The sequence below is a fragment of the Nocardioides cremeus genome (assembly GCF_030518195.1).
Classification (GTDB): domain Bacteria; phylum Actinomycetota; class Actinomycetes; order Propionibacteriales; family Nocardioidaceae; genus Nocardioides; species Nocardioides cremeus.
On the sequence record NZ_JAULSC010000032.1, the window covers coordinates 1 to 21623 of the forward strand.

General features: G+C 74.0%; 23 protein-coding genes and 1 rRNA gene. 14 read left to right on the plus strand and 10 right to left on the minus strand.

The window, feature by feature from the left end; translation table 11 throughout:
* The 3 genes from rrf to QWJ41_RS19505 all read left to right on the plus strand — a co-directional run.
* Window positions 1-97: ribosomal RNA gene (gene rrf, locus QWJ41_RS19495) — 5S ribosomal RNA — on the plus strand; the annotation flags it as partial.
* Between the two features lie 140 nt (window positions 98-237).
* Window positions 238-909, plus strand: a complete 672-nt coding sequence (locus QWJ41_RS19500; RefSeq protein WP_302710115.1) for a response regulator — start codon at window positions 238-240, stop codon at window positions 907-909.
* A 4-nt stretch (window positions 910-913) separates the two neighbouring features.
* The gene (locus QWJ41_RS19505; RefSeq protein ID WP_302710116.1) at window positions 914-2134 is read left to right on the plus strand and encodes an acetyl-CoA hydrolase/transferase family protein; all 1221 of its coding nucleotides are present in this window, start codon (window positions 914-916) and stop codon (window positions 2132-2134) included.
* A 28-nt stretch (window positions 2135-2162) separates the two neighbouring features.
* On the opposite strand, the gene QWJ41_RS19510 is transcribed toward QWJ41_RS19505, so the two are convergent.
* The 5 genes from QWJ41_RS19510 to QWJ41_RS19530 all read right to left on the minus strand — a co-directional run bounded on the left by QWJ41_RS19510 (window position 2163) and on the right by QWJ41_RS19530 (window position 6329).
* A complete protein-coding gene (locus tag QWJ41_RS19510) occupies window positions 2163-2756 on the minus strand; it encodes a hypothetical protein (RefSeq protein WP_302710118.1) in 594 nt (197 codons plus the stop codon).
* Between the two features lie 134 nt (window positions 2757-2890).
* Entirely contained in the window at window positions 2891-4507 is a 1617-nt protein-coding gene (locus QWJ41_RS19515; protein WP_302710119.1) for a GAF domain-containing sensor histidine kinase, read from the minus strand.
* A 38-nt stretch (window positions 4508-4545) separates the two neighbouring features.
* Window positions 4546-5025: a pyridoxamine 5'-phosphate oxidase family protein gene (locus QWJ41_RS19520; RefSeq protein ID WP_302710120.1), complete on the minus strand. Its 480-nt coding sequence runs from the start codon at window positions 5023-5025 to the stop codon at window positions 4546-4548.
* 45 nt (window positions 5026-5070) lie between these two features.
* Window positions 5071-5490: a YchJ family protein gene (locus QWJ41_RS19525; protein ID WP_302710122.1), complete on the minus strand. Its 420-nt coding sequence runs from the start codon at window positions 5488-5490 to the stop codon at window positions 5071-5073.
* Complete coding sequence (locus tag QWJ41_RS19530; RefSeq protein WP_302710123.1) at window positions 5487-6329, minus strand: adenylate/guanylate cyclase domain-containing protein; 843 nt, start codon at window positions 6327-6329, stop codon at window positions 5487-5489. The genes QWJ41_RS19525 and QWJ41_RS19530 overlap by 4 nt, the downstream gene beginning before the upstream one ends.
* Window positions 6330-6445: 116 nt before the next feature.
* Between QWJ41_RS19530 and QWJ41_RS19535 the strand changes: the two genes are divergently transcribed.
* From QWJ41_RS19535 to QWJ41_RS19545, 3 genes are read left to right on the plus strand one after another with little or no spacing between them, the layout of a single operon-like run.
* The gene (locus QWJ41_RS19535; protein ID WP_302710125.1) at window positions 6446-7396 is read left to right on the plus strand and encodes a universal stress protein; all 951 of its coding nucleotides are present in this window, start codon (window positions 6446-6448) and stop codon (window positions 7394-7396) included.
* A 55-nt stretch (window positions 7397-7451) separates the two neighbouring features.
* Window positions 7452-8873 (plus strand): sigma 54-interacting transcriptional regulator, encoded by a 1422-nt coding sequence (locus QWJ41_RS19540; RefSeq protein ID WP_302710126.1) that lies wholly within the window; start codon window positions 7452-7454, stop codon window positions 8871-8873.
* Entirely contained in the window at window positions 8866-10920 is a 2055-nt protein-coding gene (locus tag QWJ41_RS19545; RefSeq protein ID WP_302710127.1) for a vWA domain-containing protein, read from the plus strand. Before QWJ41_RS19540 ends, QWJ41_RS19545 begins: the two co-directional genes overlap by 8 nt.
* A 21-nt stretch (window positions 10921-10941) precedes the next feature.
* Here QWJ41_RS19545 and QWJ41_RS19550 read toward each other — a convergent pair whose 3' ends face one another.
* Entirely contained in the window at window positions 10942-11298 is a 357-nt protein-coding gene (locus QWJ41_RS19550; RefSeq protein ID WP_302710128.1) for a DUF2695 domain-containing protein, read from the minus strand.
* Window positions 11299-11371: 73 nt separating this feature from the next.
* Here QWJ41_RS19550 and folP point away from each other — a divergent pair, with 73 nt between their 5' ends.
* Window positions 11372-12235 (plus strand): dihydropteroate synthase, encoded by an 864-nt coding sequence (gene folP / locus QWJ41_RS19555; RefSeq protein WP_302710129.1) that lies wholly within the window; start codon window positions 11372-11374, stop codon window positions 12233-12235.
* A 25-nt stretch (window positions 12236-12260) separates the two neighbouring features.
* Here folP and QWJ41_RS19560 read toward each other — a convergent pair whose 3' ends face one another.
* Window positions 12261-13130 carry a cobalamin-binding protein gene (locus tag QWJ41_RS19560; protein ID WP_302710131.1) on the minus strand — a complete coding sequence of 290 codons (870 nt, stop codon included), beginning with the start codon at window positions 13128-13130 and terminating at the stop codon, window positions 12261-12263.
* Window positions 13131-13178: 48 nt separating this feature from the next.
* Between QWJ41_RS19560 and QWJ41_RS19565 the strand changes: the two genes are divergently transcribed.
* From QWJ41_RS19565 to QWJ41_RS19590, 6 genes are all read left to right on the plus strand, one after another.
* Entirely contained in the window at window positions 13179-13958 is a 780-nt protein-coding gene (locus tag QWJ41_RS19565) for a sulfite exporter TauE/SafE family protein (protein WP_302710132.1), read from the plus strand.
* Window positions 13955-14587: a YigZ family protein gene (locus tag QWJ41_RS19570; protein WP_302710133.1), complete on the plus strand. Its 633-nt coding sequence runs from the start codon at window positions 13955-13957 to the stop codon at window positions 14585-14587. The genes QWJ41_RS19565 and QWJ41_RS19570 overlap by 4 nt, the downstream gene beginning before the upstream one ends.
* A 31-nt stretch (window positions 14588-14618) precedes the next feature.
* Window positions 14619-14957 (plus strand): pyridoxamine 5'-phosphate oxidase family protein, encoded by a 339-nt coding sequence (locus QWJ41_RS19575; RefSeq protein WP_302710134.1) that lies wholly within the window; start codon window positions 14619-14621, stop codon window positions 14955-14957.
* Window positions 14954-15721 (plus strand): VOC family protein, encoded by a 768-nt coding sequence (locus tag QWJ41_RS19580; RefSeq protein WP_302710135.1) that lies wholly within the window; start codon window positions 14954-14956, stop codon window positions 15719-15721. Before QWJ41_RS19575 ends, QWJ41_RS19580 begins: the two co-directional genes overlap by 4 nt.
* On the plus strand, window positions 15718-16245 hold the full coding sequence (locus tag QWJ41_RS19585; protein WP_302710137.1) for a DinB family protein: 528 nt from the start codon (window positions 15718-15720) through the stop codon (window positions 16243-16245). Before QWJ41_RS19580 ends, QWJ41_RS19585 begins: the two co-directional genes overlap by 4 nt.
* 170 nt (window positions 16246-16415) lie before the next feature.
* The gene (locus QWJ41_RS19590) at window positions 16416-17078 is read left to right on the plus strand and encodes an alpha/beta fold hydrolase (protein ID WP_302710139.1); all 663 of its coding nucleotides are present in this window, start codon (window positions 16416-16418) and stop codon (window positions 17076-17078) included.
* Here QWJ41_RS19590 and QWJ41_RS19595 read toward each other — a convergent pair.
* On the minus strand, window positions 17075-18409 hold the full coding sequence (locus QWJ41_RS19595) for an ABC1 kinase family protein (protein WP_302710141.1): 1335 nt from the start codon (window positions 18407-18409) through the stop codon (window positions 17075-17077). The two genes, QWJ41_RS19590 and QWJ41_RS19595, sit on opposite strands and share 4 nt — an antisense overlap.
* Window positions 18410-18472: 63 nt before the next feature.
* Window positions 18473-19021, minus strand: coding sequence for a hypothetical protein (locus tag QWJ41_RS19600; RefSeq protein ID WP_302710142.1), 549 nt, complete (start codon window positions 19019-19021; stop codon window positions 18473-18475).
* Between the two features lie 189 nt (window positions 19022-19210).
* Between QWJ41_RS19600 and QWJ41_RS19605 the strand changes: the two genes are divergently transcribed.
* A complete protein-coding gene (locus tag QWJ41_RS19605) occupies window positions 19211-19954 on the plus strand; it encodes an SDR family oxidoreductase (protein WP_302710143.1) in 744 nt (247 codons plus the stop codon).
* 105 nt (window positions 19955-20059) lie between these two features.
* On the opposite strand, the gene QWJ41_RS19610 is transcribed toward QWJ41_RS19605, so the two are convergent.
* A partial coding sequence (locus QWJ41_RS19610; protein WP_302710144.1) for a fibronectin type III domain-containing protein occupies window positions 20060-21623 on the minus strand: 1564 nt, incomplete at its 5' end.

Sequence of the window (21623 nt, forward strand, 5' to 3'; positions counted from 1 at the left end):
GGAAACACCCGGTCCCATCCCGAACCCGGAAGTTAAGCCTTTCAGCGCCGATGGTACTGCAACCGAGAGGTTGTGGGAGAGTAGGACGCCGCCGGACAATTCTTCGCAGCAGCCCCACCGCACCGCGGTGGGGCTGCTGTCATTTCCAGATCGTTCGTCCACAGGATTCGTAAGCATGCTCCATCGGCGGCGGCCTGCCATGATGGTCCCCCCGACCCAGGTGGGAGCCGCCACGCCATGACGTCCGATCCCCAGTCCGAGAGCACGATCCGCGTCTACCTGCTCGACGACCACGAGGTCGTGCGGCAGGGCCTGCGCGCGCTGCTCGAGGGAGCAGGCGACATCGAGGTGGTGGGGGAGTCGGGGCTGGCCGAGGAGGCCACCGCCCGCATCCCCGCGCTGCGGCCCGACGTCGCGGTGCTCGACGCCCGTCTTCCCGACGGCTCCGGGATCGAGGTGTGCCGAGCGGTCCGGGCGGTCGACGACTCGATCCGGGCGCTGATCCTGACGTCGTACGACGACGACGAGGCGCTCTTCGCCGCGATCATGGCGGGCGCCTCCGGCTATGTGCTCAAGGAGGTCACCGGGCTCAACCTCGTCAACGCGGTGCGCCAGGTGGCCGGGGGCATGTCGCTGATCGACCCCGCCCTCACGGCCCGGGTGCTGGAGCGGGTGCGCAACGGGCCCACGACCGCCCCTGAGCTGGAGAGCCTCACCGAGCGGGAGATGGAGCTGCTCGCCCTGATCGCCGAGGGGCTGACCAACCGCCAGATCGGGGAGCGGATGTTCCTGGCGGAGAAGACCATCAAGAACTATGTCTCGGCCATCCTGGCCAAGCTGGGTCTCGAGCGGCGCACCCAGGCCGCGGTGCTGGCCAGTCGGCTGCTGGGCCCCGACGGCCGGGCCTGACCGGGTGCCCCGCACCACCCTGGCCGCGGCCCTGCGCAGGCTGCCGCACGAACCGCGTGTCGTGGTCGCCGGCAACCACGCGACGCCCTGGCACACCCTGGGCCTTCTCGATGCGCTGCTGCCCGCCTACCGGCTGTGGATGCTCAACGCCCAGCGTGGTCTGCCGGATCGTGACGGAGTCGTCCTGGAGACCTCCTTCGTGGGTCCTGGGATGCGACGCAGCCCACGGTTGTCCTACGTGCCCTCGCGGCTCTCCATGGTGCCCACGCTGTTCGCCTCGAGGATGCCGCCCGACGCCGTCGTGCTGCACACGACCCGCCCGCGGCACGGCCGGGTGTCGATGGGCGCCGAGGTCAACGTGCTGCCGGCTGCGGTCGAGCAGGTGCGTCGCCGCGGCGGGGTGGTGGTCGCACAGGTCTCCCGGCACGTGCCGTGGACCTTCGGCGACTCCGAGATCGACCTCGACCTCGTCGACGTCGTCGTCGAGGCGGACGAGGCGCCGCGGACGGCGCCCGAGGCGCCGATCGGTCCCGAGGCGGCGCGCATCGGCGAGCTGGTGGCCGCCCGGGTCCCCGACGGGGCCACGCTGCAGACCGGCATCGGGGCCGTCCCCGACGCGACGGTCAGCGGCCTGGTCGGACGTCGCGGCCTGCGGGTGTGGAGCGAGATGTTCTCCGACTCGGTGCTGCGGCTCGAGCGGGCCGGCGCGCTCGAGCGCTCGGTGCCGATCACCGCGTCCTTCCTCTTCGGTTCCGAGGAGCTCCTGGCGTGGGTGGACGGCAACGAACGGGTGCGGATGGCGCGCACCGAGGTCACCAACGACCCCGGCCGGATCGCCCGCAACCCCGCGATGACCAGTGTCAACACGGCGCTGCAGGTCGACCTCTTCGGCCAGGCGAACGCCTCGAGGATCGGTGCACGGATCCACTCGGGGTTCGGGGGCCAGACCGACTTCATCGTCGGGGCCATGCACAGCCCTGGCGGCCAGGCGGTGATCGCGCTGCGCTCCTGGCACCCGAAGGCCGACTGCTCGACGGTGGTGGCCATGGTCGACGAGCCGGTGACGTCGTTCCAGATGAGCGCGGTGGTCACCGAGCAGGGTGTGGCCGAGGTCTTCGGCCACACCCAGCAGGAGCAGGCCAGGCAGCTGGTCGAGCACACCGCCCACCCACGGGTGCGCGAGGAGCTGCGGGAGGAGGCGCAGGCGCTGGGCCTGAGGTGGTGACGGGAGTGGTGACGGGCCGGGCCGGCGATCAGCGCAGCACGGGCAGCCGGCGCACCAGGAGCACCTCGCGCCAGCGGCGGCCGAGCCCCCAGGTGTCGCCGGCGTGGAACGCCGCCAGCACCACCAGCGTCAGCCCACCCAGGAGGTGGTCGTCGAGCACGGGGTTGTTGGCCGGGGGCAGTGCGACGCTCCACATCAGCACGTAGAGCAGCGCGCCGCTCGCGGCCGCCACGCGCATCCCGACGCCCAGGGTGAGCGCGACACCGATGCCCAGCAGCCCGAGCATGAACAGGACGTCGGCCCAGACCGCGCCGGCGATGCCCTGGTAGAAGTCGGCGAGGGGGCCGTCGGCACCGAAGGTCAAGAACCCCTCCGTGGGACTGCCGCCGTTGACCCAGGCGGCGTCGCCGAAGCGGTCGACCTGCCCCTCGGGACCACGTCCGGTGGCGAAGCCGAGGGCCAGCAGCTTGTCGAGGAAGGCCCACAGGAAGGTCACGCCGAAGCCGATCCTCAGCAGCGCCAGGGCGCGCGCCGCGCCGGGGGCCGGGGGCGCTGCCCCCGGCGTCGTCTGCGCGAGTCGGGGAGCGTCGGGCTGCGGGTGACCGTGCTGGATCGTGCTCATGTGGTGTCTCCTGTCGTCGGTGGTCCCTCGGTGGACCCCCGCCCACCCTGGGGTCTCGGGACCACGCAGCGCAGGGGCCGGGCGTCCCGAGGTCCGGGTCCTTGGTCCCGAGCCTGCGCGGCCCGGCCGGCCGCTCAACCGACCGGGACGCTCCACACGAAGGACGTGCCGTGCGGCTCGCGGCGCGTGACCTCGCAGCGACCACCGAGCGCCGCGGCGCGGCGCCGGGCGTTGCGCAGGCCGCTCTCGGCGAGCTGGTCGGGCACCCCGACCCCGTCGTCGTCGACGCGCAGCACCAGCGCCCGGTCACCGAGGCTGAGGTCGATCTCGGCCTGCTCGGCCAGGGCGTGGCGCGAGACGTTCGACAGCGCCTCACGCAGCACCGGCACCAGCTGCTCGCGCACGTTGCCCGGCACCGCGGTGTCGAGCGGGCCGGCGGTGCGCACGACGGGGGTGAAGCCGAGGGCCGGGACGTACTCGCGCACCAGCGTGCGCACCTCGGAGCGCAGCGAGGCCCGCTCGCGGTGCTGCAGCTCGAAGATCGAGCCGCGGATGTCGCGGATCGTCAGGTCGAGGTCGCCCACCGCCTTGTCGAGCCGCCCGGCTAGGTCGGGACCGGCCAGCATTTGGGCGCCCTGCAGCTGCAGGCCGGTGGCGAAGAGCCGCTGGATCACCACGTCGTGCAGGTCGCGCGCGATCCGCTCGCGGTCGGAGATCACCGCCAGCTCGGCCCGCTCCTCGAGCGCCTGCGCCCGGTCGAGCGCCAGGGCGGCCTGGTCGGCGAACGAGATCATCAGCTCGCGCTCCTCGCTCTCGAGCGGGCCGGCCCCCTCGAAGAGCAGCACCAGCGCGGTCCGCTCGGCCAGGTGGGCACGCAGCGGCAGCACCAGCGCCCGGTAGCCACCGACGTCGCCCTCCACGGGCTCGACGCCGTCGGCGAGGGCGACGAGGGCGTCCTCGACGAGGCCGCGCAGGACGCCCCGGGCGTCGTGGGCGCCCTGGGCGTCCTGGCCACGCTCGTCCTCGCGGGGGTCGGCGAGCGAGGCCGCCTGGGCCGCCTCCCTGGCCGGCACCGACAGGCTCACGACCGCGGCGGCGTCGGCGCGCGCCATCGAGGCCGCCGACCAGGCGATCTGCTCGAGGGCGGCGTCGCGAGCGACCGGGGGCTGCAGGGCGTCGCTGAGCTCGGCGCTGGCCTGCAGCCACTCGCGTCGCCGCTCGCTGAGCCCGTAGGCGCGGGCGTTGTCGATGACGAATCCCGCCGCCGAGGCGAGCGCCTCGACGAGCACGGTGTCGGCGTCGCTGAACTGGTCGGCGCCCTGCTTCTCGGTCAGGTAGAGGTTGCCGAAGACGGTGCCGCGGATCCGCACCGGGACGCCCAGGAACGAGCGCATCGGCGGGTGGTTGGGCGGGAAGCCGTACGACGAGGGGTGCTGGCCCAGGTCGGGCATCCGCAGCGGCTCGGGATGCTCGATGAGCAGGCGCAGGATGCCGCGCCCCCGCGGTGGGGCGCCGATCTGCTCGCGCTGGTGCGGGTCGAGCCCCGAGGTGATGAACTCGCTGAGGTCACCGTCGGGGCCCACCACCCCCAGGGCGCCGAAGCGGGCTCCGGTGAGCTCGCGGGCCGACTCGACGATGCGGCTCAGCACGCTGGGCAGGTCGAGGTCGGAGGAGACCGCCACCACGGCGTCGAGCAGCGCCTGCGCCGAGCCGGTGAGCTCGGGGTGGCGCTGCGACGACGGGTCGGGCATGGCGCCATTGTCACAGGTCGCGACCCGGGGCGGCAGGCTCACACGAGGCGGCGGGTGGGCAGCGTGCTCATCGGGTCCCAGCCGCTGCCCAGGCGGCGCCCCGAGATCGAGGTCCAGGCGATGGCGACGTACAGCGACCGCGTGCCCGACGCCCACGGTCGCGGCTCCCACACCCGGCGGACCTGCTCGAGGTCCTCGGCGTCGCCCAGCACCTCGCTGCGCCCGCGCGCCACCACGCTCCAACCGCGCTGCCGCTCGTGGTCGAAGCCGTCGACCTCGAAGGCCAGCACGGAGCCGCGGGCGTTGCTGCCCAGCACCGAGTACGGCGTCGTGCGCACCACGACGCGGCTGTCGACCACGGCGTAGTTGACCGGCACGATGTGGGGGCCGTCGGGGGTCGAGACCGCGACCCTGCCCACGATCCCGGCGCGCAGCAGGGCCTCGCACTCGCTCTCCGACAGCTCGGCTGACTCCAGCACGGTGACCTCACGATGGACGGGGACCAGGACGCCGTCCATCGTCACGCCGCCCCCGAGGGCCCTACAGGGTCCTTGGTCCCGAGGTCATCCGCCGAAAGTGCCCTCGACGTAGACCCAGTGCCCCGCCCGTCGCTCGAAGCGGCTGCGCTCGCGCATGGTGCCGGTGCGCACGACGCCCGACGGGGAGGTCTCGCGGTGGTGGGCGGCGAACTCGACCCAGTCCTCCCCGTGGTCGAGCACCTCCAGCCCGGTCCACTCCCGTGCCGGGTCGAGCCCGTCCTCGAGCAGCCCGGCCGGGCGGGTGCGCGGGTGCCAGGTGCGGAAGAGGTGGTCGAGGTGGCCCAGCGCGAACGCGCTGTAGCGGCTGCGCATCAGCTCGACCGCCGTCTCCGCGCGCCGGGCTCCCCGGTGCAGCGGCCCGCAGCAGGCGTCGTACGCCGCGCCGGTGCCGCACGGGCACGGGCGGGCCCCGACGGCGCCCAGGGCGTGCTGCTCGTCGCTCATGTCTCCACCACCAACCTCCACAGGGTGTGCTCGCCGGGCAGGCCCTTCAGCTCGACCTCGCCGGCCTCCTCGAACCGCATCCGCCGCTCGTCGGTGCCCTCGACCTGGGCGCGCACGGCGTCGGTCACCAGCACCTCGCCGCCGTCGGCGAGGTCGGCGACGCGAGCGGCCAGGGCCACGTTGCGCCCGAAGTAGTCCCCGTCGCGCGAGATCACCGGCCCGCAGTGCACCCCGATGCGCACCCTGACCTGGGTCAGGCGCAGCCGGGGGTCGAGGGTGCGGGCCAGGGCGCGCTGGATGCCGCGCGCCGCGCGCACCGCCGAGTAGGGGTCGCGGAAGGCGACCATGAACCCGTCGCCGGCGCTCTTGACGACCTGGCCGCGGTGCCGCTCGACGTGGGTGCGGACCACCTGGTCGTGCGCCTCGAGCACCTTGACCCAGGTGCGGTCGCCGAGCCGGTGGTTGAGCGTCGTGGAGCCCTCGATGTCGGAGAAGAGCAGGGTGACGGTGCCGTCGGCCGCCGCGACCTGCAGGATGTCGGGCCGCTTCTCGAGGGCCCAGGCCTGCAGGTCCTCCAGCGAGGAGCCGAGCACGCCGGCGACGCCCTGGCGGCGTACCCGCGAGGCGGTCCCGACCACGGCGCGCAGCGCCCGCTCGGTGGGTGAGAGCGCGGGGGAGGGGCGCAGCGCGGCGTCGAGGTCGGACTCGAGCTGGGCCAGCATCCGCTGCGACACGTCGAGCTCGCGGCGGGTGCGGACCAGCAGCACGACCGTGACGACCAGCGCGAGCGCCAGCACGGTCACCAGCAGCACGGCCATCACCCCTGTCGCCGTCTGCACCCCGGCAGCCTAGTGCTGCGCGGCCGCCGGGCGCCCGGGTGCTCGGGACCAAGGTCCCGGGCCCCCACGACCACCGCCCCTGAGAGGCGGGGGCCGGCCGGGCCCAGGGTGAGGACATGGACACCGATCTCGAGAACACCGACAGCCAGGGCCACACCGACGCCGAGGCCGACAGCGGCCTCTCGGTCGCCGACCACCTCACCTCCACCGGCGCCGTCGTGGTCGCCGTGGACGGCTCCGAGCACGCCGAGGACGCGCTGGCCTGGGCCGCCGACCACGCGGCGCTGCACCACCGGCCGCTGGCCGTGGTCTCGGTGTGGGAGCCGGTGCCCAGCATGTGGCTCGACACCACCGGCATCAACCACACCGTCCTCTACGCCGAGCTCGCCTCGGCCGGCGCCGACCGCGTCAAGGTCGCCGCCGAGAAGGCGCGCTCGCTGCACCCCGAGCTCAGCATCGAGACCGCGGTCGGCCGCGGCGACGTGCGCGGTGAGCTGCTGCGGCTCTCCAAGCGCGCCTCGCTGCTCGTGCTCGGCTCCCGCGGGCGCGGCCCGATCCGCTCGCTGCTGCTGGGCTCGGTCAGCGCGGCCGTGGCCCGCCACGCGCTCGGACCCGTCGTCGTGGTGCGCCCCGGCGGCGCGGGCGGCGGCGGCGTCCTGGTGGGCATCGACGGCACCGAGCGCTCGATGGGCGCCGTGACGGCGGCGTACGAGCAGGCGGCGGCGACCGGCCAGCACCTCACGGTGCTGCACTGCTTCTGGGACGCCCGGGTGGCCTACGCCGGAGCGATGGTCGTCGACGAGTCCGACGACGCCGCCGACGTGCGCGCCCTGGTCGCCGAGACGACCGCCGGCCTGGCCGAGAAGCACCCCGACGTGGACGTCGAGGTGCGCATCGTGCGCGGCCTGGCCGACCAGGTGCTGGTGGCCGAGTCGCAGGGCCGCGACCTGGTGGTGCTGGGATACCACCGCCAGCACGCGCTGGGCGAGGCGCTCTTCCCGTCGGTGGTCACCTCGGTGCTCGAGCACGCGCACGGCGCCGTGATGGTGGTGCCCGCGCGCGACTGAGTCGGGCCCCTCTGGTCGGCCGGCACGGGTTGGCGGGCGCAGTAGCGTGGTCGTCGTGACCTCCGCCGAGACCGCGCCCGCCACCCCCCGGCCCACGATCGCCACGCTCGGTGAGCTGCGCGCGTCGGGCCACGAGCACCGGCCGCTGCGCACCGAGCTGCGCGACAACCTGCTGGCCCACCTGCGCGAGGGGCGCGACCCCTGGCCCGGCCTGCACGGCTTCGAGGACACCGTGGTGCCCCAGCTCGAGCGGGCCCTGATCGCCGGGCACGACGTGGTGCTGCTGGGCGAGCGCGGCCAGGGCAAGACCCGGCTGCTGCGCACGATGGTGGGCCTGCTCGACGAGTGGACCCCCGTGATCGCCGGCTCCGACCTGGGCGAGCACCCCTACGAGCCGATCACCGTGGCCTCGCGCCGCCGGGCCCTCGAGCTCGGCGACGACCTGCCGGTCGAGTGGCGCGCCCGCGAGGAGCGCTACGCCGAGAAGCTGGCCACACCCGACACCTCGGTGGCCGACCTGATCGGTGACGTCGACCCGATGAAGGTGGCCGAGGGCCGCTCGCTCGGGGACCCCGAGACCATCCACTACGGGCTGGTGCCGCGCAGCCACCGCGGCATCGTGGCCATCAACGAGCTGCCCGACCTCGCCGAGCGGATCCAGGTCGCGATGCTCAACGTGATGGAGGAGCGCGACATCCAGGTCCGCGGCTACGTGCTGCGGCTGCCGCTCGACGTGCTCGTCGTGGCCAGCGCCAACCCCGAGGACTACACCAACCGCGGACGCATCATCACCCCGCTCAAGGACCGCTTCGGCGCCGAGATCCGCACCCACTACCCGACCGAGCTGCACGACGAGGTCGCGGTGATCCGCCAGGAGGCCGCGATCGACCCGGCCCTCGTCGACGTGCCCGACCACCTCGTCGAGATCCTGGCCCGCTTCACCCGCCACCTGCGTGGGTCGAGCTCGGTCGACCAGCGCTCGGGCGTCTCGGCCCGCTTCGCGATCGCCGGCGCCGAGACGATCGCGGCCGCCGCGCTGCACCGGGCCACCGCCCAGGGCGAGGAGGCCGCCGTGGCCCGCGTGGTCGACCTCGAGACCGCCGTCGACGTGCTCGGCGGCAAGATCGAGTTCGAGAGCGGCGAGGAGGGCCGCGAGGCCGAGATCCTCACCCACCTGCTGCGCACCGCGGTCGCCGAGACCGTGCGCGTGCACCTGCGCGGCCTCGACATGGGCGTGCTGGTCGACGCCCTCGAGGCCGGCCAGATGGTGACCACCGGTGAGCAGGTCACCGCCCGCGACTTCCTGGCCGGCCTGCCGGTGCTGGGGGAGTCGGAGCTCTACGACGACATCTGCGACCGCCTCGAGGCCACCACCGACGGGCACCGCGCCGGCGCGATCGAGCTGGCCCTCGAGGGCCTCTTCCTGGCCCGGCGGGTCAGCAAGGCCTCCGGGCGCGGTGAGAGCGTGTATGGCTGACATCTGGTCGCAGCGACGCGCGACGCGCTACGGCCGCTACGACGGCGGCCCCGACCCGCTCGCGCCCCCGGTCGACCTCGCCGAGGCGCTCGACGAGATCGGCGAGGACGTGATGGCCGGCTACAGCCCCGAGCGCGCGCTGCGCGAGCTGCTGCGCCGCGGGGCCGGCGACCGCGAGGGCCTCGACGACCTGGCCAGGCGCGTCGCAGAGCGCCGCCGCCAGCTGCTGGCCGAGCACGACCTCGACGGCACCCTGCAGGAGATCCGCGAGCTGCTCGACACCGCGGTGCTCGAGGAGCGCAAGCAGCTGGCCCGCGACGTCGCCATGGACGACGGCGACCGGGCGCTGCGCGAGATGCAGCTCGACAGCCTGCCGCCCAACCCCGCGGCCGCGGTCAGCGAGCTGGGCTCCTACGACTGGCAGAGCACGCAGGCACGCGAGGCCTACGAGCAGATCAAGGACCTGCTGGGCCGCGAGCTGCTCGACCAGCGCTTCCAGGGCATGAAGCAGGCCCTCGAGAACGCCACCGACGAGGACCGCGCCGCCATCGACGCGATGCTCTCGGACCTCAACGAGCTGCTCGAGAAGCGCGAGCGCGGCGAGGACACCCAGCAGGACTTCGAGGAGTTCATGGCCGCGCACGGCCAGCACTTCCCCGAGCAGCCCGAGACCCTCGACGAGCTGCTCGACGCGATGGCCGCCCGGGCGGCGGCGGCCCAGCGGATGCTGGCCTCGATGAGCCCCGAGCAGCGCCAGCAGCTGATGGAGCTCTCGGCGCAGGCCTTCGGCTCACCGCAGCTGATGGAGTCGCTGGCGCGCCTGGACTCCCACCTGCAGGCGCTGCGACCCGGCGAGGACTGGTCGGGCTCGGAGCAGATGGGCGGCGAGGGCGCCCAGGGGGTCGGGCTCGGCGACGGCACCGGCGTCTTCCAGGACCTCGCCGAGCTCGACGCGCTCTCCGAGCAGCTCTCGCAGTCCTACGGCGGCGCCCGCATGGACGACCTCGACCTCGACGCGCTGGCCCGCCAGCTCGGCGGCGACGCCTCGGTCAGCGCCCGCGAGCTGCAGCAGCTCGAGCGGGCGCTGCGCGACTCCGGCACCCTGCAGCGCGGCTCCGACGGCGCGCTGCGGCTGACCCCGAAGGCGATGCGCCAGCTCGGCCGCTCGCTGCTGCGCGACGTCGCGCAGCGGATGTCGGGCCGCCAGGGACAGCGCGACATGGACCGCGCCGGCGCCGCCGGCGAGCGCTCGGGGGCCACCCGGGCCTGGGCGTACGGCGACACCGAGCCGTGGGACGTGACCCGCACCGTCACCAACGCGATCACCCGCACCGTGGGCGAGGGCGGCTCGCCGGCGACGGGGGTGCGACTGCAGGTCGACGACGTCGAGGTGCAGGAGACCGAGGCCCGCACCCAGGCAGCCGTCGCGCTGCTGGTCGACACGTCCTTCTCGATGGCCATGGACGGACGCTGGGTGCCGATGAAGCGCACCGCGCTGGCGCTGCACACGTTGATCCGCAGCAGGTTCCGCGGCGACGCGCTGCAGCTGGTCGGCTTCGGGCGGCACGCCGAGGTGATGGAGATCGAGCAGCTCACCGCCCTCGACGCGCGCTGGGAGAAGGGCACCAACCTGCACCACGCGCTGCTGCTGGCCAACCGGCACTTCCGCAAGCACCCCAACGCCCAGCCGGTGCTGCTCATCGTCACCGACGGCGAGCCGACCTCGCACCTCGAGGCCGGCGGCGAGGTCTTCTTCTCCTACCCGCCGCACCCGCTGACCGTCGCGCACGCCGTGCGCGAGCTCGACACCTCGATGCGCCTCGGCGCCCAGACGACGTTCTTCCGCCTCGGCGAGGACCCCGGCCTGGCCCGGTTCATCGAGCAGATGGCGCGCCGCGTCGACGGGCGGGTCGTGGCGCCCGAGCTCGACGACCTCGGCGCCGCCGTCGTCGGCTCCTACCTCGGCGGACGGGGGGGACGTGGCACGGGGACCGGCGCGTCGATGGGCGACTGGTTCGGCGGCCGCGGCTTCTGGGTCGGCGACTGAGCCGCTGTCCCCAGTGACCGCTCAGGCGCGGCTGGCGCGGGGACGGCGCTCCCAGTGCCGGCAGGGGCGGCTGCTGGTGGGCCCCACCCCGGCACAGCCGGGCCAGCGCTCCGGCTCCTCCAGCTCGTCGGTGTGCAGGTCGCGCACCATCACCTCGCGCGCCGGCCCCAGGCCCTCGCGCACGACGGCGCAGTCGCAGCCGCCGAGCGCGAGCAGGCGGCGTACGAGCGAGTGGGCGGTGGGTGAGCGCAGGTCGCGGAAGCGCTCGGCCCAGCCCAGGGTGTGCGCGCACCCGTGCTCGCCCACGACCCGGCGCAGGTAGCAGGCCACGCACTCGTCGGGGTACGGCTCGGGCGCGTCGGGGTCGGTGGGCAGCACGGCTCGGTTCTACCCGCCGGCACCGACGCCCGGAGCGGGCCGCGCGTCAGGCGACGTCTGCTAGACACCTGGTGTGACCCTCGAGCTCGGCCGCCACAGCTTCGCCGACGACCGGACGCTGATGATGGCGATCGTCAACCGCACCCCCGACTCGTTCTACGACAAGGGCGCGACGTGGGCGGAGGACAAGGCCTTCGAGCGGGTCGCCACGGTCGTGGCGCAGGGCGCCGAGATCGTCGACATCGGGGGCATCAAGGCCGCGCCCGGGGTCGAGATCGACGCGGCCGAGGAGAAGAGCCGGGTCGTCGACTTCGTCGCCCGGGTCCGCGGAACCTTCCCCGACCTGGTGATCTCGGTCGACACCTGGCGCGCCGAGGTGGGCGACGCGGTGTGCCGGGCCGGTGCCGACGTGCTCAACGACGCCTGGGGTGGGGCCGACCCCGAGCTGGTCGACGTCGCCGCCGCCCACGACGCCGCGCTCATCTGCACCCACACCGGTGGCGCCACCCCGCGCACCCGCCCCTACCGCGTCGAGTACGACGACGTGGTGGCCGCGGCGATCGCCGACACGATGGCCTACGCCGACCGGGCGGTCGCGGCCGGCGTCGACCCGCGCAGCGTGGTCATCGACCCGGCGCACGACTTCGGCAAGAACACCTTCCACTCCCTCGAGCTGACCCGGCGCCTGGGGGAGATGGTGGCCACCGGCCGCCCGGTGCTGGTCTCGCTGAGCAACAAGGACTTCGTGGGCGAGTCGCTCGACCTGCCGGTGGGCGAGCGCCTCACCGGCACCCTGGCCGCCACCGCGGTCTGCGCGCTGGCCGGGGCCCGGATCTACCGGGTGCACGAGGTGGTCGAGACCCGGCAGACCGTCGACATGGTCGCCGTGATCGCCGGGCGGCTGCTCCCGGCCCGGGCGATCCGCGGGCTGCAGTAGCCGACCCGGCCCCGCGATGGGCTGCTCAGCCGAGGAGCCCGTGCGCCTGCAGGGCCGAGCGCAGGTCGGCGACCCCGTCGACGACGCGGGGCCCGGGCCGGGCCCAGTGGCCGTTGGCGTCGACGGCGTGCACCGGCACGCCGGTCGGCAGCAGCCCGGAGTCGACCAGCCGGTCGGCCTGCTCCTGCGCGGCCGCGCGGTCGTAGCCGCAGGGCGCGACGACGACCAGGTCGGGGCGTGCGGCGTGCACGTCGTCCCAGGTCACCCGCACCGACTTCGCCCCGGCGGTGCCGAGCACGCACTCGCCCCCGGCCGCCTCGACCATCTCGGGGATCCAGTGCCCCGGGGCGTACGGCGGGTCGGTCCACTCCAGCACCACGACGCGCGGTCGGTGGGCACCGGTCGGCGGGGTCGCCGCCTGCTCGACGAGGGCCTCGAGCGGCGCGGCCAGCCGGCCGGCCTCGTCGGGCCGGCCCACCGCCGCACCGATGTGCAGCACGCTGTCGCGGATCTCGGCGAGGGTGTGCGGGTCGAAGGAGAGCACCTCGGCCCGGCAGCCCAGGTGGTCGAGCGCCTCGTCGACGGAGCCGACGTCGATCGCGCACACCGCGCACAGGTCCTGGGTGAGCACCAGCTCGGGGTCGAGGTCGGCCAGGGCGCCCGCGTCGAGGCGGTAGAGGTCCTCGCCGGCGGCGGCCGCGCGAGCGACGTACGCGTCGATCTCGGCGGGGTCCAGGCCCTCGGGCATGGTCGTGGACGACACGATGCGCCGGGAGCGGGCCTCGGCGGGGTGGTCGCACTCGAAGGTCACCCCGACCACGTCGTCGCCGGCGCCGAGGCCGAAGAGGATCTCGGTGGTCGAGGGCAGGAGGGAGACGATCCGCTGTGGCCGCATGGGGACACGGTAGGACGTGGCCCCGGGCGCCACATCTAGGGTCACGGTGTGGAGGACCCGACCCTGACCGTGCTGCTCCTGCTGGGGCTCGCCGCCCTCGTCGCCGGCTTCGTCGACGCTATCGTCGGCGGCGGCGGGCTGATCCAGCTGCCGGCGCTGCTGGTGGGGCTGCCGGGCGCCAGCCCGGTGCAGATCCTGGCCACCAACAAGCTCGGCTCGATCTGCGGCACCAGCGTCAGCAGCGTGACGTTCTACCGGCGGGTGCGGCCCGACCCGCGCACGTTCGGGCCGTTGATGCTCACCGCGTTCCTCGGCTCCGCCGGTGGCGCCGCGGTGGCGAGCCTGATCCCGCGCGAGGCGTTCGAGCCGATCGTGCTGGTGGTGCTGCTGCTGGTGGGCTCCTACGTGCTGTTCAGGCCCAGCCTCGGCCAGGTCACCGCGCTGCGCTTCGCCGGGCGCCGCCACACCGGCGCGACGATGGGCACCGGCTTCGCGATCGGCTTCTACGACGGGGCGCTGGGCCCCGGCACCGGCTCCTTCTTCGTCTTCGCGCTGGTCGGGCTGCTCGGCTACGGCTTCCTCGAGGCCTCGGCGAAGTCGAAGATGGCCAACTGGGCCACCAACCTCGCCGCCCTGGTCGTCTTCATCCCGCAGGGCGCGGTGCTGTGGAAGGTCGGGCTGCTGATGGGCCTGGCCAACCTTGTCGGCGGGTACGTCGGTGCCCGCACCGCCGTGGCCAAGGGGTCGCGGTTCGTGCGGGTCTTCTTCATCGGCGTCGTGGGGGCCTTCGTGGTCAAGATCGGCGGCGACGTGACGGGGCTGTGGTGAGTGACCACGCGTCGTACCTGGTGGTGGCGCGGGACGCCGAGGCGGAGATCGAGGTCAAGCGCTCCCGGTTCCTGGCCACCGCGGCGCGGGTGGCCAGCGAGGACGAGGCGCGCGCGGTGGTCGAGCGGCTGCGCAAGCAGCACTGGGACGCCCGGCACCACTGCTCGGCGATGGTGGTGGGGCCGCCTCCGGTGCCGGTGCAGCGCTCCTCCGACGACGGCGAGCCCGCGGGCACGGCCGGCGCGCCGATGCTCGAGGTGCTGCGCGGGGCCGGCCTCAGCGACACCGTCGTGGTCGTGACCCGCTGGTTCGGCGGCACGCTGCTGGGCGCCGGCGGGCTGGTGCGGGCGTACAGCGACGCGGTGCGCGCCGCGCTCGAGGTGGCCGGCACGCGTGAGCGACGCCTGCTGCGCGAGCTCGACCTCGAGGTCGACCACGCCGAGGCTGGCCGGGTCGAGGGCGAGCTGCGGGCGCGCGGGGTGGACGTGCTCGACGCTCGGTGGGGCGCGAGCGTGCACCTGGTGCTGGGCGTCGCCCCTGCTGACGAGGAGGCGACCCGGGCGGTGCTGGCCGAGGTGACCGGGGGAGCGGGCGAGCCGGTCGTGCTGGGCGAGCGCTGGATCGGCTGAGCGCGGCCCGGCGAGCCCTAGGGTGGGGTGCATGAGCATCCCCGTGGCGGTGGCCGAGCTGGGCGAGACGTTGGCGCGGTTCGGCGCCGGCTTCCTGCTGACGACCGACCCGTCGGGGGTGCCGGCGCGGGTCAAGGTGGTCTCGGTGCGTCCGGTGCTCGACGACGACGTGCTCCTGCTGGGCTCGCCGGGCCGGGGGTCGCTGGCCAACGCCGCGGCGAACGAGGCGGTGACGCTGCTGTTCCCGCCGCTGCAGGCCGAGGACTTCTCCCTGATCGTCGACGGCACCGCGGAGGTCAGCGGCGACGGGCTGCGGGTGCGCCCCACCGGTGCGGTGCTGCACCGACCCGCCGGCGGCGGGCCGGCATGAGGGCCGAGCTGCCCGCGTCGAGCCCGCTGTGGATCAGCGCCTTCCTCGACCTCGCGGCCGACGAGCTCGAGCGCGGCACCGCGTTCTGGGCCCAGGTCACCGGCACCACGCTCTCGACGGTGCGCGGCGAGCGGGCCGAGTTCACGACGCTGGTCCCGCCCGACGGTGACGACCACCTGCGCGTCCAGCGCCGCGACGAGGGACCCTCGCGGGTCCACCTCGACCTGCACGTCGCCGACCAGGCGGCGGCCGCCGAGCACGCCCAGCGGCTCGGGGCCCAGGTGGTCGGCGCGGCCGAGCAGGGCTACGTGGTGCTGCGCTCGCCCGGCGGGCTGGCTTTCTGCTTCGTGGGCCACCCCGCGAGCACGCGCAGCCGGCCCACCACCTGGCCGACCGGCCACCACTCGCAGGTCGACCAGCTCTCGATCGACGTGCCGGCACCGTTGCTGGAGGCCGAGCTGGCGTTCTGGCGCGACCTGACCGGCTGGCGGCTGCGCCGCACGGCGTACGAGGAGTTCCACCTGCTCGAGGTGCCGGCGGGGCAGCCGTTGCAGGTGCTGCTGCAGCGCCTCGACGACGACGTGCCCGAGGTGTCGGTGCACCTCGACCTGACCACCGACGACGTGGGCGCCGAGCTCGCGCGCCACGTCGCGCTCGGGGCGCGGGTGGTGACCAGCCACGACCACTGGACGGTGATGGCCGACCCCGGCGGGCTGCGCTACTGCATCGCGGGCGACCCGCCCGACGACGACGTGCCCGCATGAGCCGGACACCGTTGCCGGACATCCCCTTCGTCGCCGACGAGGTGAGCGCGGTGCGCTCCTTCCTGGCCTACTTCCGGGCGACCCTGCGCCGCCAGGTCGAGGACCTCGACGCCGAGCAGCTCGACAGGACGCTGGCACCCAGCCCGATGACGCTCGGCGGGATGGTCTCGCACCTGGCCTTCGTCGAGGACTACTGGTGCCGCCACGTGCTGCACGGCGACCAGCCGGCCGAGCCGTGGCGCAGCATCGACTGGGCGACCGACCCCGACCAGGACTGGCACCGCGCCGCCGGGCAGAGCGCCGACGAGCTGCTCGCGCTGCACGAGACCGCGGTGCGCGCCGCCGACGAGGCGGTCGACCGGGCCCTGGCCGCCGGCGGCCTCGACACCCTCGCCGTCGTCGACCGGCACGGCGAGGCTCCCAGCCTGCGCTGGATCCTCCTGCACATGGTCGAGGAGTACGCCCGGCACGCGGGCCACGCCGACCTGATCCGCGAGTCCATCGACGGCACCACCGGCCTCTGAGCGGCCGGCCTGCAGGAGTCCCCGGCCGGCCGGGGACTCCTGCGCTTGTCGGGGGTTGCATCACCCATCAAGCGCAGGAGCTCCCTGACAAGTCCGCGGCCGCCGGCGCCAGGGGCCCTGTGCCCGGTGACCTGTCATGGCCCACGACCTACGGTGGCCAGGTGCCGTCCGTGATCTCGCGTCCCCGCCGCCCCCTCCTCCTTGCCGCAGTGCTCGCCATGCTCCTGGCTGCGCTCCTCGCGTGCGGCTCGGACGAGCCCGCACCGTCCACCGGCGAGTCCACCGGCGGGGAGTCGTCGCGGATCTCGCTGGTCGACGACGGCGACGCGCTGCGCTGGGGTGACGGCTCGTACGGCGTCGTGCTCGCCCACGGTGCGGCCTTCGACGCCGCGAGCTGGCAGGACCAGGCGGAGGCGATGGCCGACCAGGGCAACAGCGTCATCGCGGTGGAGGACCTGACGGCGGAGGCGATGACGGCAGCCGTGGAGCGGCTGCGCCAGGACGGGGCCGAGAGCGTCGCCCTGGTCGGCGGCAGCGCCGGCGCCGACGCCGCCCTGCGCCTGCTGAGCGAGCAGCCCGACCTCGTCGACCGGGTCGTGATGCTCTCGGCCAACAGCACCGTCGAGGGCCTCGGCGACCAGCCCAAGCTGTTCATCGCCAGCGAGGACGAGAGCGTCGCCGACGTCTCCACCGAGCTGGCCGAGACCGCGCCGGGCGACAACGAGGTGCTGCTGCTCCCCGGTTCCGACCACGCCCAGAACATCTTCGACGGCGACCAGGCCGAGCCCGCCCTGGAGGCCCTGCTCGACGCCGTCGCCCCGCAGCAGCCCTAGACCGGCTCGGCGAAGCCCGGCAGCAGCTCGCGCAGGATCTCGCCGAAGGCGACGTCGGCCTCGAGCTGGGAGAGGATGCCGACCGCGCCGAGCCAGGTGCGGTGGATGAGCAGGTACGACGGCGGCAGGTTGATCTTCATCGCCACCGTGAACGACGGGTTCCTCGGGTCGTTGATGCGCTGGAACTGCTCCTGCATCCAGGCCCGCGTGAACTGGAAGCGCTCGGTGCGCGCCGGCTCGACGAACGGCGCGAGGTAGTCGAGCAGCTCGCGCGAGCCGATGCTCACCCCCGGCTTGACGAAGCCCTCCTCGCGCAGCCCCTCGAGCAGGGTGGCGTCGTCCTCGATGCTGGCGATCCGGATCAGGGTGCCCATCGCGGTCGGCAGCCCGTCGGGCAGTCGCGCGACCGCGCCGTAGTCGAGCACGCCCATGCGGGGTGGTCCGCCGTCGATGCCCGGCACGACGCGGAAGTTGCCGGGGTGCGGGTCGGCGTGCAGCATCCCGGTCAGGCCGGGGGCGCCGAGCAGGAAGCGGGTGAACAGGTCGCCGAAGCGGTCGCGGTCCTCCTGGGAGCCCTCCGCGATCACCTTGGCCAGCGACGAGGTCGAGTCGAGCCACTCGGTCACCAGCGTCGCCGGGCCGTGGGCCACCACGTCGGGCACCACGATGTCGGGGTCACCGGCGTACGCCGTCGCGAAGGTGCGCTGGGCGGAGGCCTCGAGGTCGTAGTCGAGCTCCTCCTCCATCCGCGCCTGCATCTCGACGACCAGCGGCTTGACGTCGAGGCCGGGGACCAGCGGTCCGAGGCTGCGCGCGACGCGGGCGAGCTGGCGCAGGTCGGAGCGCAGCGCCTCGCCGGCGCGGGGGTACTGCACCTTGACCGCGACCTCGCGGCCGTCGTGCCAGCGGCCCTTGTGCACCTGCCCGATGGAGGCGGCCGCGGTCGGGCCGCCGTCGAGCCAGACCAGCTGGTCCTGCCAGTCGGGGCCGAGGTCGCGCGCGAGCGTCTCGCGCACGGTCTGGGTCGGCATCGGGGGCGCGGCGTCCTGCAGCTTGGTCAGCTGCTCGCGGTAGGGGGCGGCCAGCTCGTCGGGCAGCGCCGACTCGAGCACCGACAGGGCCTGGCCGAACTTCATCGCCCCGCCCTTGAGCTCGCCCAGGGTGCGGAACAGCTGCTCGGCGGTGCGCATCTGGATCTCGCTCAGCACCGCCTCGGCGGGGCGACCGCCCAGCCGCTTGCCGAACCCGATCGCGTTGCGCCCGGCGTAGCCCAGCGGGAGTGCCGCCAGACGTGCGGTGCGCCCGAACGCCTTGCGCGGCATGTCGCTCATGGGCCCATTGTCACCCGGCGTGACAAGTGGGCCCACGAGCGACGAGCGGTCCGCTGGGTCCGCTCAGCCGAGGACGCGCTTGCGCAGCCCGTGGCGCTGCTCGCTGGCGCGCTGCTGCTCTCCGGCGTACGCGCTGACCAGGACGACGGCGCCGGTCAGCGCCGGGACCACCCACTGCAGGGCGGCCAGGCGGCGCTGGGCCTGCGCGACGTGCGGGGGCGTCTGGTTCAGCGGGGTGGTGCCGGACTCCGCGGGCACGTCGTCGTGCTCCGAGACGGTGCGTCCCAGCACCCGCGAGTACGCCGTCGCGCCCAGGGCGGCCGCGGTGAGCGCGGTCTTGGTGCCGGCCATCGTGGGCACGCCCTGCTGCGCGGCGAGGCGGCCCTTGTTGCCGATGAGCTGGCCGATGCTGCCGACCAGGTGCAGGCCGATGGCGCCGGCGTTGACCGGCGTCCACCGGTCCCAGCCCTTGTTGGCGACGGCGCCGGTGTCGCGGCTGTCGGATGCCTCGCCGGCGGCGGCGTTGAGCGCCACGGCGTTGGCGAGGGTGCCGCCGAACCAGGCGGCCAGGCCGAGGTCGTGCATCGAGCGGGACAGGGTGTCGCGGGCCATCAGGTGCTCCTTGCGCGTCGTCGGGAACGGTCGTCGGGCACCGTGCCCCTCGTCCCTCCCACGCAAGCCCACCCGCAGGGGTGGCGGCAGCGCGGCGTCCGGCGAGGCTGTGGCCGGGCGGGCGGCAGGCCGCGGCTAGTCTGCTGCTCGTCCTGGCGGGCCGCCGCCACCACGCTGGGAGGGCAGATCATGAGGGTCGTCGTCGCTGGGGGAACGGGCGTCGTCGGGCGGTACGTCGTCGAGGAGCTGTCGGCTCTCGGGCACACGCCCGTGGTGCTGGCGCGGGGTCGGGGGGTCGACCTCCTGACGGGGACGGGGCTGGACGAGGCGATGGCAGGAGCCGAGGCCGCCATCGACGTCAGCAACGTCGTCACGATGCGACGCAGCAGCGCTGTCGGCTTCTTCGAGGCTGCGACGGGGCGCCTGGTCGACTCGAGCCGCAGGGCCGGCGTCCGGCACCTGGTCGTGCTGTCGATCGTCGGCGTCGATCGCGTCGGCCTCGGCTACTACGAGGCCAAGCTGCGCCAGGAACGGATTGCGCTGTCGGGAGCCGTGCCCGCGACCGTCCTGCGGGCGACCCAGTTCCACGAGTTCGCGGGCCAGCTGCTGGCGAGGGTCCCCGGACCGGTCGCGGTGCTGCCCCGGCAGCGGATCCGGCCTGTCGCCGCGGCCGAGGTGGCCGCGGAGCTCGTGAGGATCGCCGTGGGAGAGCCACAGGGACTGGGGCCCGAGCTGGCCGGCCCGGAGGAGCACCAGCTCGTCGACCTCGCCCGGCGCGTCGTGCGCGCCTCGGGCCGACGTCGACCGGTGCTCGGTGTCCGACTGCCGGGAGCCGTCGGCCGGGCCATGGCCTCGGGCGGGCTGCTCCCCGGCGACACCGCCCGCCTCGGGACGGTGACCTTCGAGTCGTGGCTGGCCGACCCGGCGACGTGAGCGGCGCCGGCGCCGCGGCTCCCGGTCAGCCGTCGCTGGGGAACGGCACGCCGGTGTTGGCATGGCAGCGGTAGCCGTAGGGTTTTTGGCCAGGTACTGCTGCAACTACCGGACGCGTACCCGCACCTTCCGGCTGGACCGGCTGTCTCCGACGTTGTTGGTGGCGGTGACGTTGAACTTGTAGCGGCCGGGCTTCAGTTTGCGGAAGACGACCTTGGTCTTGCCAGGCGGGACGGTCTTGAGGTGGCCCCGATTGCTGGCGACGGTGTAACTGATGAGGTCGCTGCCGTTGGAGCCAACGGGCTCCCACCGGATGACGACCTTGCGGTTCTTGACCTTGGCTTGGGGCTTGTCGACGCGGTCGGGGACGGTGGCCGGGGCCGCCGGCGTGACCTCATTGGACGCGCTTGAGGCCGGGCTGACACCGATGGCGTTGGTGGCGGTCACGGTGAAGGTGTAGGTGGTGCCGTTGTTCAGGCCGTCGATGGTGGCGGTGGTGGTGTCGCCGGTGACGCTCTTTGAGACTCCACCGGGGGTGCTGGTGATGGTGTAGCCGGTGACGGGGGAGTTGTTGTTCTCGTCGGGGGCGGTCCAGGACACCGTCGCGGAGGCGTTGCCTCCGGCTGCGGTCACGTTGGCGGGGGCCGAGGGGGCCGTCGCAGGAGCCGCGGGCGTGACCTCGTTGGAGGGCTCCGAGGCCGGGCTGTCGCCGATGGCGTTGGTGGCAACCACGGTGAAGGTGTAGGTGGTGCCGTTGTTCAGGCCGCCGATGGTGGTGCTGGTGGTGTCGGCGGGCACGGTCTTGGTGGCGCCGCCGGGAGCTGCGGTGATGGTGTAGCCGGTGACCGGGGACCCGTTGCCGGGCGGCTTGGTCCAGGTGATGGTCGCGGACTTGTCGCCGCGGGTGGCGGACGGCTTGGTGACGGTGTCGGGGACGCCGGCGGGGGTGACCTCGTTCGACGGGTCGCTCGCCGTCGAGGTGCCGATGGCGTTGGTGGCGACCACGGTGAAGGTGTAGGTGGTGCCGTTGTTCAGGCCGCCGATGGTGGCGGTGGTGGTGTCGGCGTCGACGCTCTTCGAGACTCCACCGGGGGAGCTGGTGATGGTGTAGCCGGTGACCGGGGACCCGTTGCCGGGCGGCTTGGTCCAGGTGATGGTCGCGGACTTGTCGCCGCGGGTGGCGGTGGGCTTGGTGACGGTGTCGGGGACGCCGGCGGGGGTGACCTCGTTGGACTTCTCCGAGGCCGCGCTGGTGCCTACGGCGTTGGTGGCGACCACGGTGAAGGTGTAGGCGGTGCCGTTGGTCAGACCGCCGATGGTGGCGGTGGTCTGGTCGCCGGGGACGGTCTTCGACACGGCGTCGGGGGTGCTGGTGATGGTGTAGCCGGTGACCGGGGACCCGTTGCCGGACGGCTTGGTCCAGGTGATGGTCGCGGACTTGTCGCCGCGGGTGGCGGTGGGCTTGGTGACGGTGTCGGGGACGCCGGCGGGGGTGACCTCGTTCGACGGGTCGCTCGCCGTCGAGGTGCCGATGGCGTTGGTGGCGGTCACGGTGAAGGTGTAGGCGGTGCCGTTGGTCAGACCGCCGATGGTGGCGGTGGTCTGGTCTCCGGGGACGGTCTTCGACACGGCGTCGGGGGTGCTGGTGATGGTGTAGCCGGTGACCGGG

Excerpts from the sequence above, each read along its gene's own strand:
- QWJ41_RS19605 (WP_302710143.1), top strand. The coding sequence starts at position 19,211 with ATGAGGGTCGTCGTCGCTGGGGGAACGGGCGTCGTCGGGCGGTACGTC.
- QWJ41_RS19585 (WP_302710137.1), top strand. The coding sequence starts at position 15,718 with ATGAGCCGGACACCGTTGCCGGACATCCCCTTCGTCGCCGACGAGGTG.
- QWJ41_RS19520 (WP_302710120.1), bottom strand. The coding sequence starts at position 5,025 with ATGGACGGCGTCCTGGTCCCCGTCCATCGTGAGGTCACCGTGCTGGAG.
- QWJ41_RS19545 (WP_302710127.1), top strand. The coding sequence starts at position 8,866 with ATGGCTGACATCTGGTCGCAGCGACGCGCGACGCGCTACGGCCGCTAC.
- QWJ41_RS19595 (WP_302710141.1), bottom strand. The coding sequence starts at position 18,409 with ATGAGCGACATGCCGCGCAAGGCGTTCGGGCGCACCGCACGTCTGGCG.
- QWJ41_RS19510 (WP_302710118.1), bottom strand. The coding sequence starts at position 2,756 with ATGAGCACGATCCAGCACGGTCACCCGCAGCCCGACGCTCCCCGACTC.
- QWJ41_RS19535 (WP_302710125.1), top strand. The coding sequence starts at position 6,446 with ATGGACACCGATCTCGAGAACACCGACAGCCAGGGCCACACCGACGCC.
- QWJ41_RS19600 (WP_302710142.1), bottom strand. The coding sequence starts at position 19,021 with ATGGCCCGCGACACCCTGTCCCGCTCGATGCACGACCTCGGCCTGGCC.
- QWJ41_RS19500 (WP_302710115.1), top strand. The coding sequence starts at position 238 with ATGACGTCCGATCCCCAGTCCGAGAGCACGATCCGCGTCTACCTGCTC.
- QWJ41_RS19515 (WP_302710119.1), bottom strand. The coding sequence starts at position 4,507 with ATGCCCGACCCGTCGTCGCAGCGCCACCCCGAGCTCACCGGCTCGGCG.
- QWJ41_RS19560 (WP_302710131.1), bottom strand. The coding sequence starts at position 13,130 with ATGCGGCCACAGCGGATCGTCTCCCTCCTGCCCTCGACCACCGAGATC.
- QWJ41_RS19525 (WP_302710122.1), bottom strand. The coding sequence starts at position 5,490 with ATGAGCGACGAGCAGCACGCCCTGGGCGCCGTCGGGGCCCGCCCGTGC.
- QWJ41_RS19580 (WP_302710135.1), top strand. The coding sequence starts at position 14,954 with ATGAGGGCCGAGCTGCCCGCGTCGAGCCCGCTGTGGATCAGCGCCTTC.
- QWJ41_RS19575 (WP_302710134.1), top strand. The coding sequence starts at position 14,619 with ATGAGCATCCCCGTGGCGGTGGCCGAGCTGGGCGAGACGTTGGCGCGG.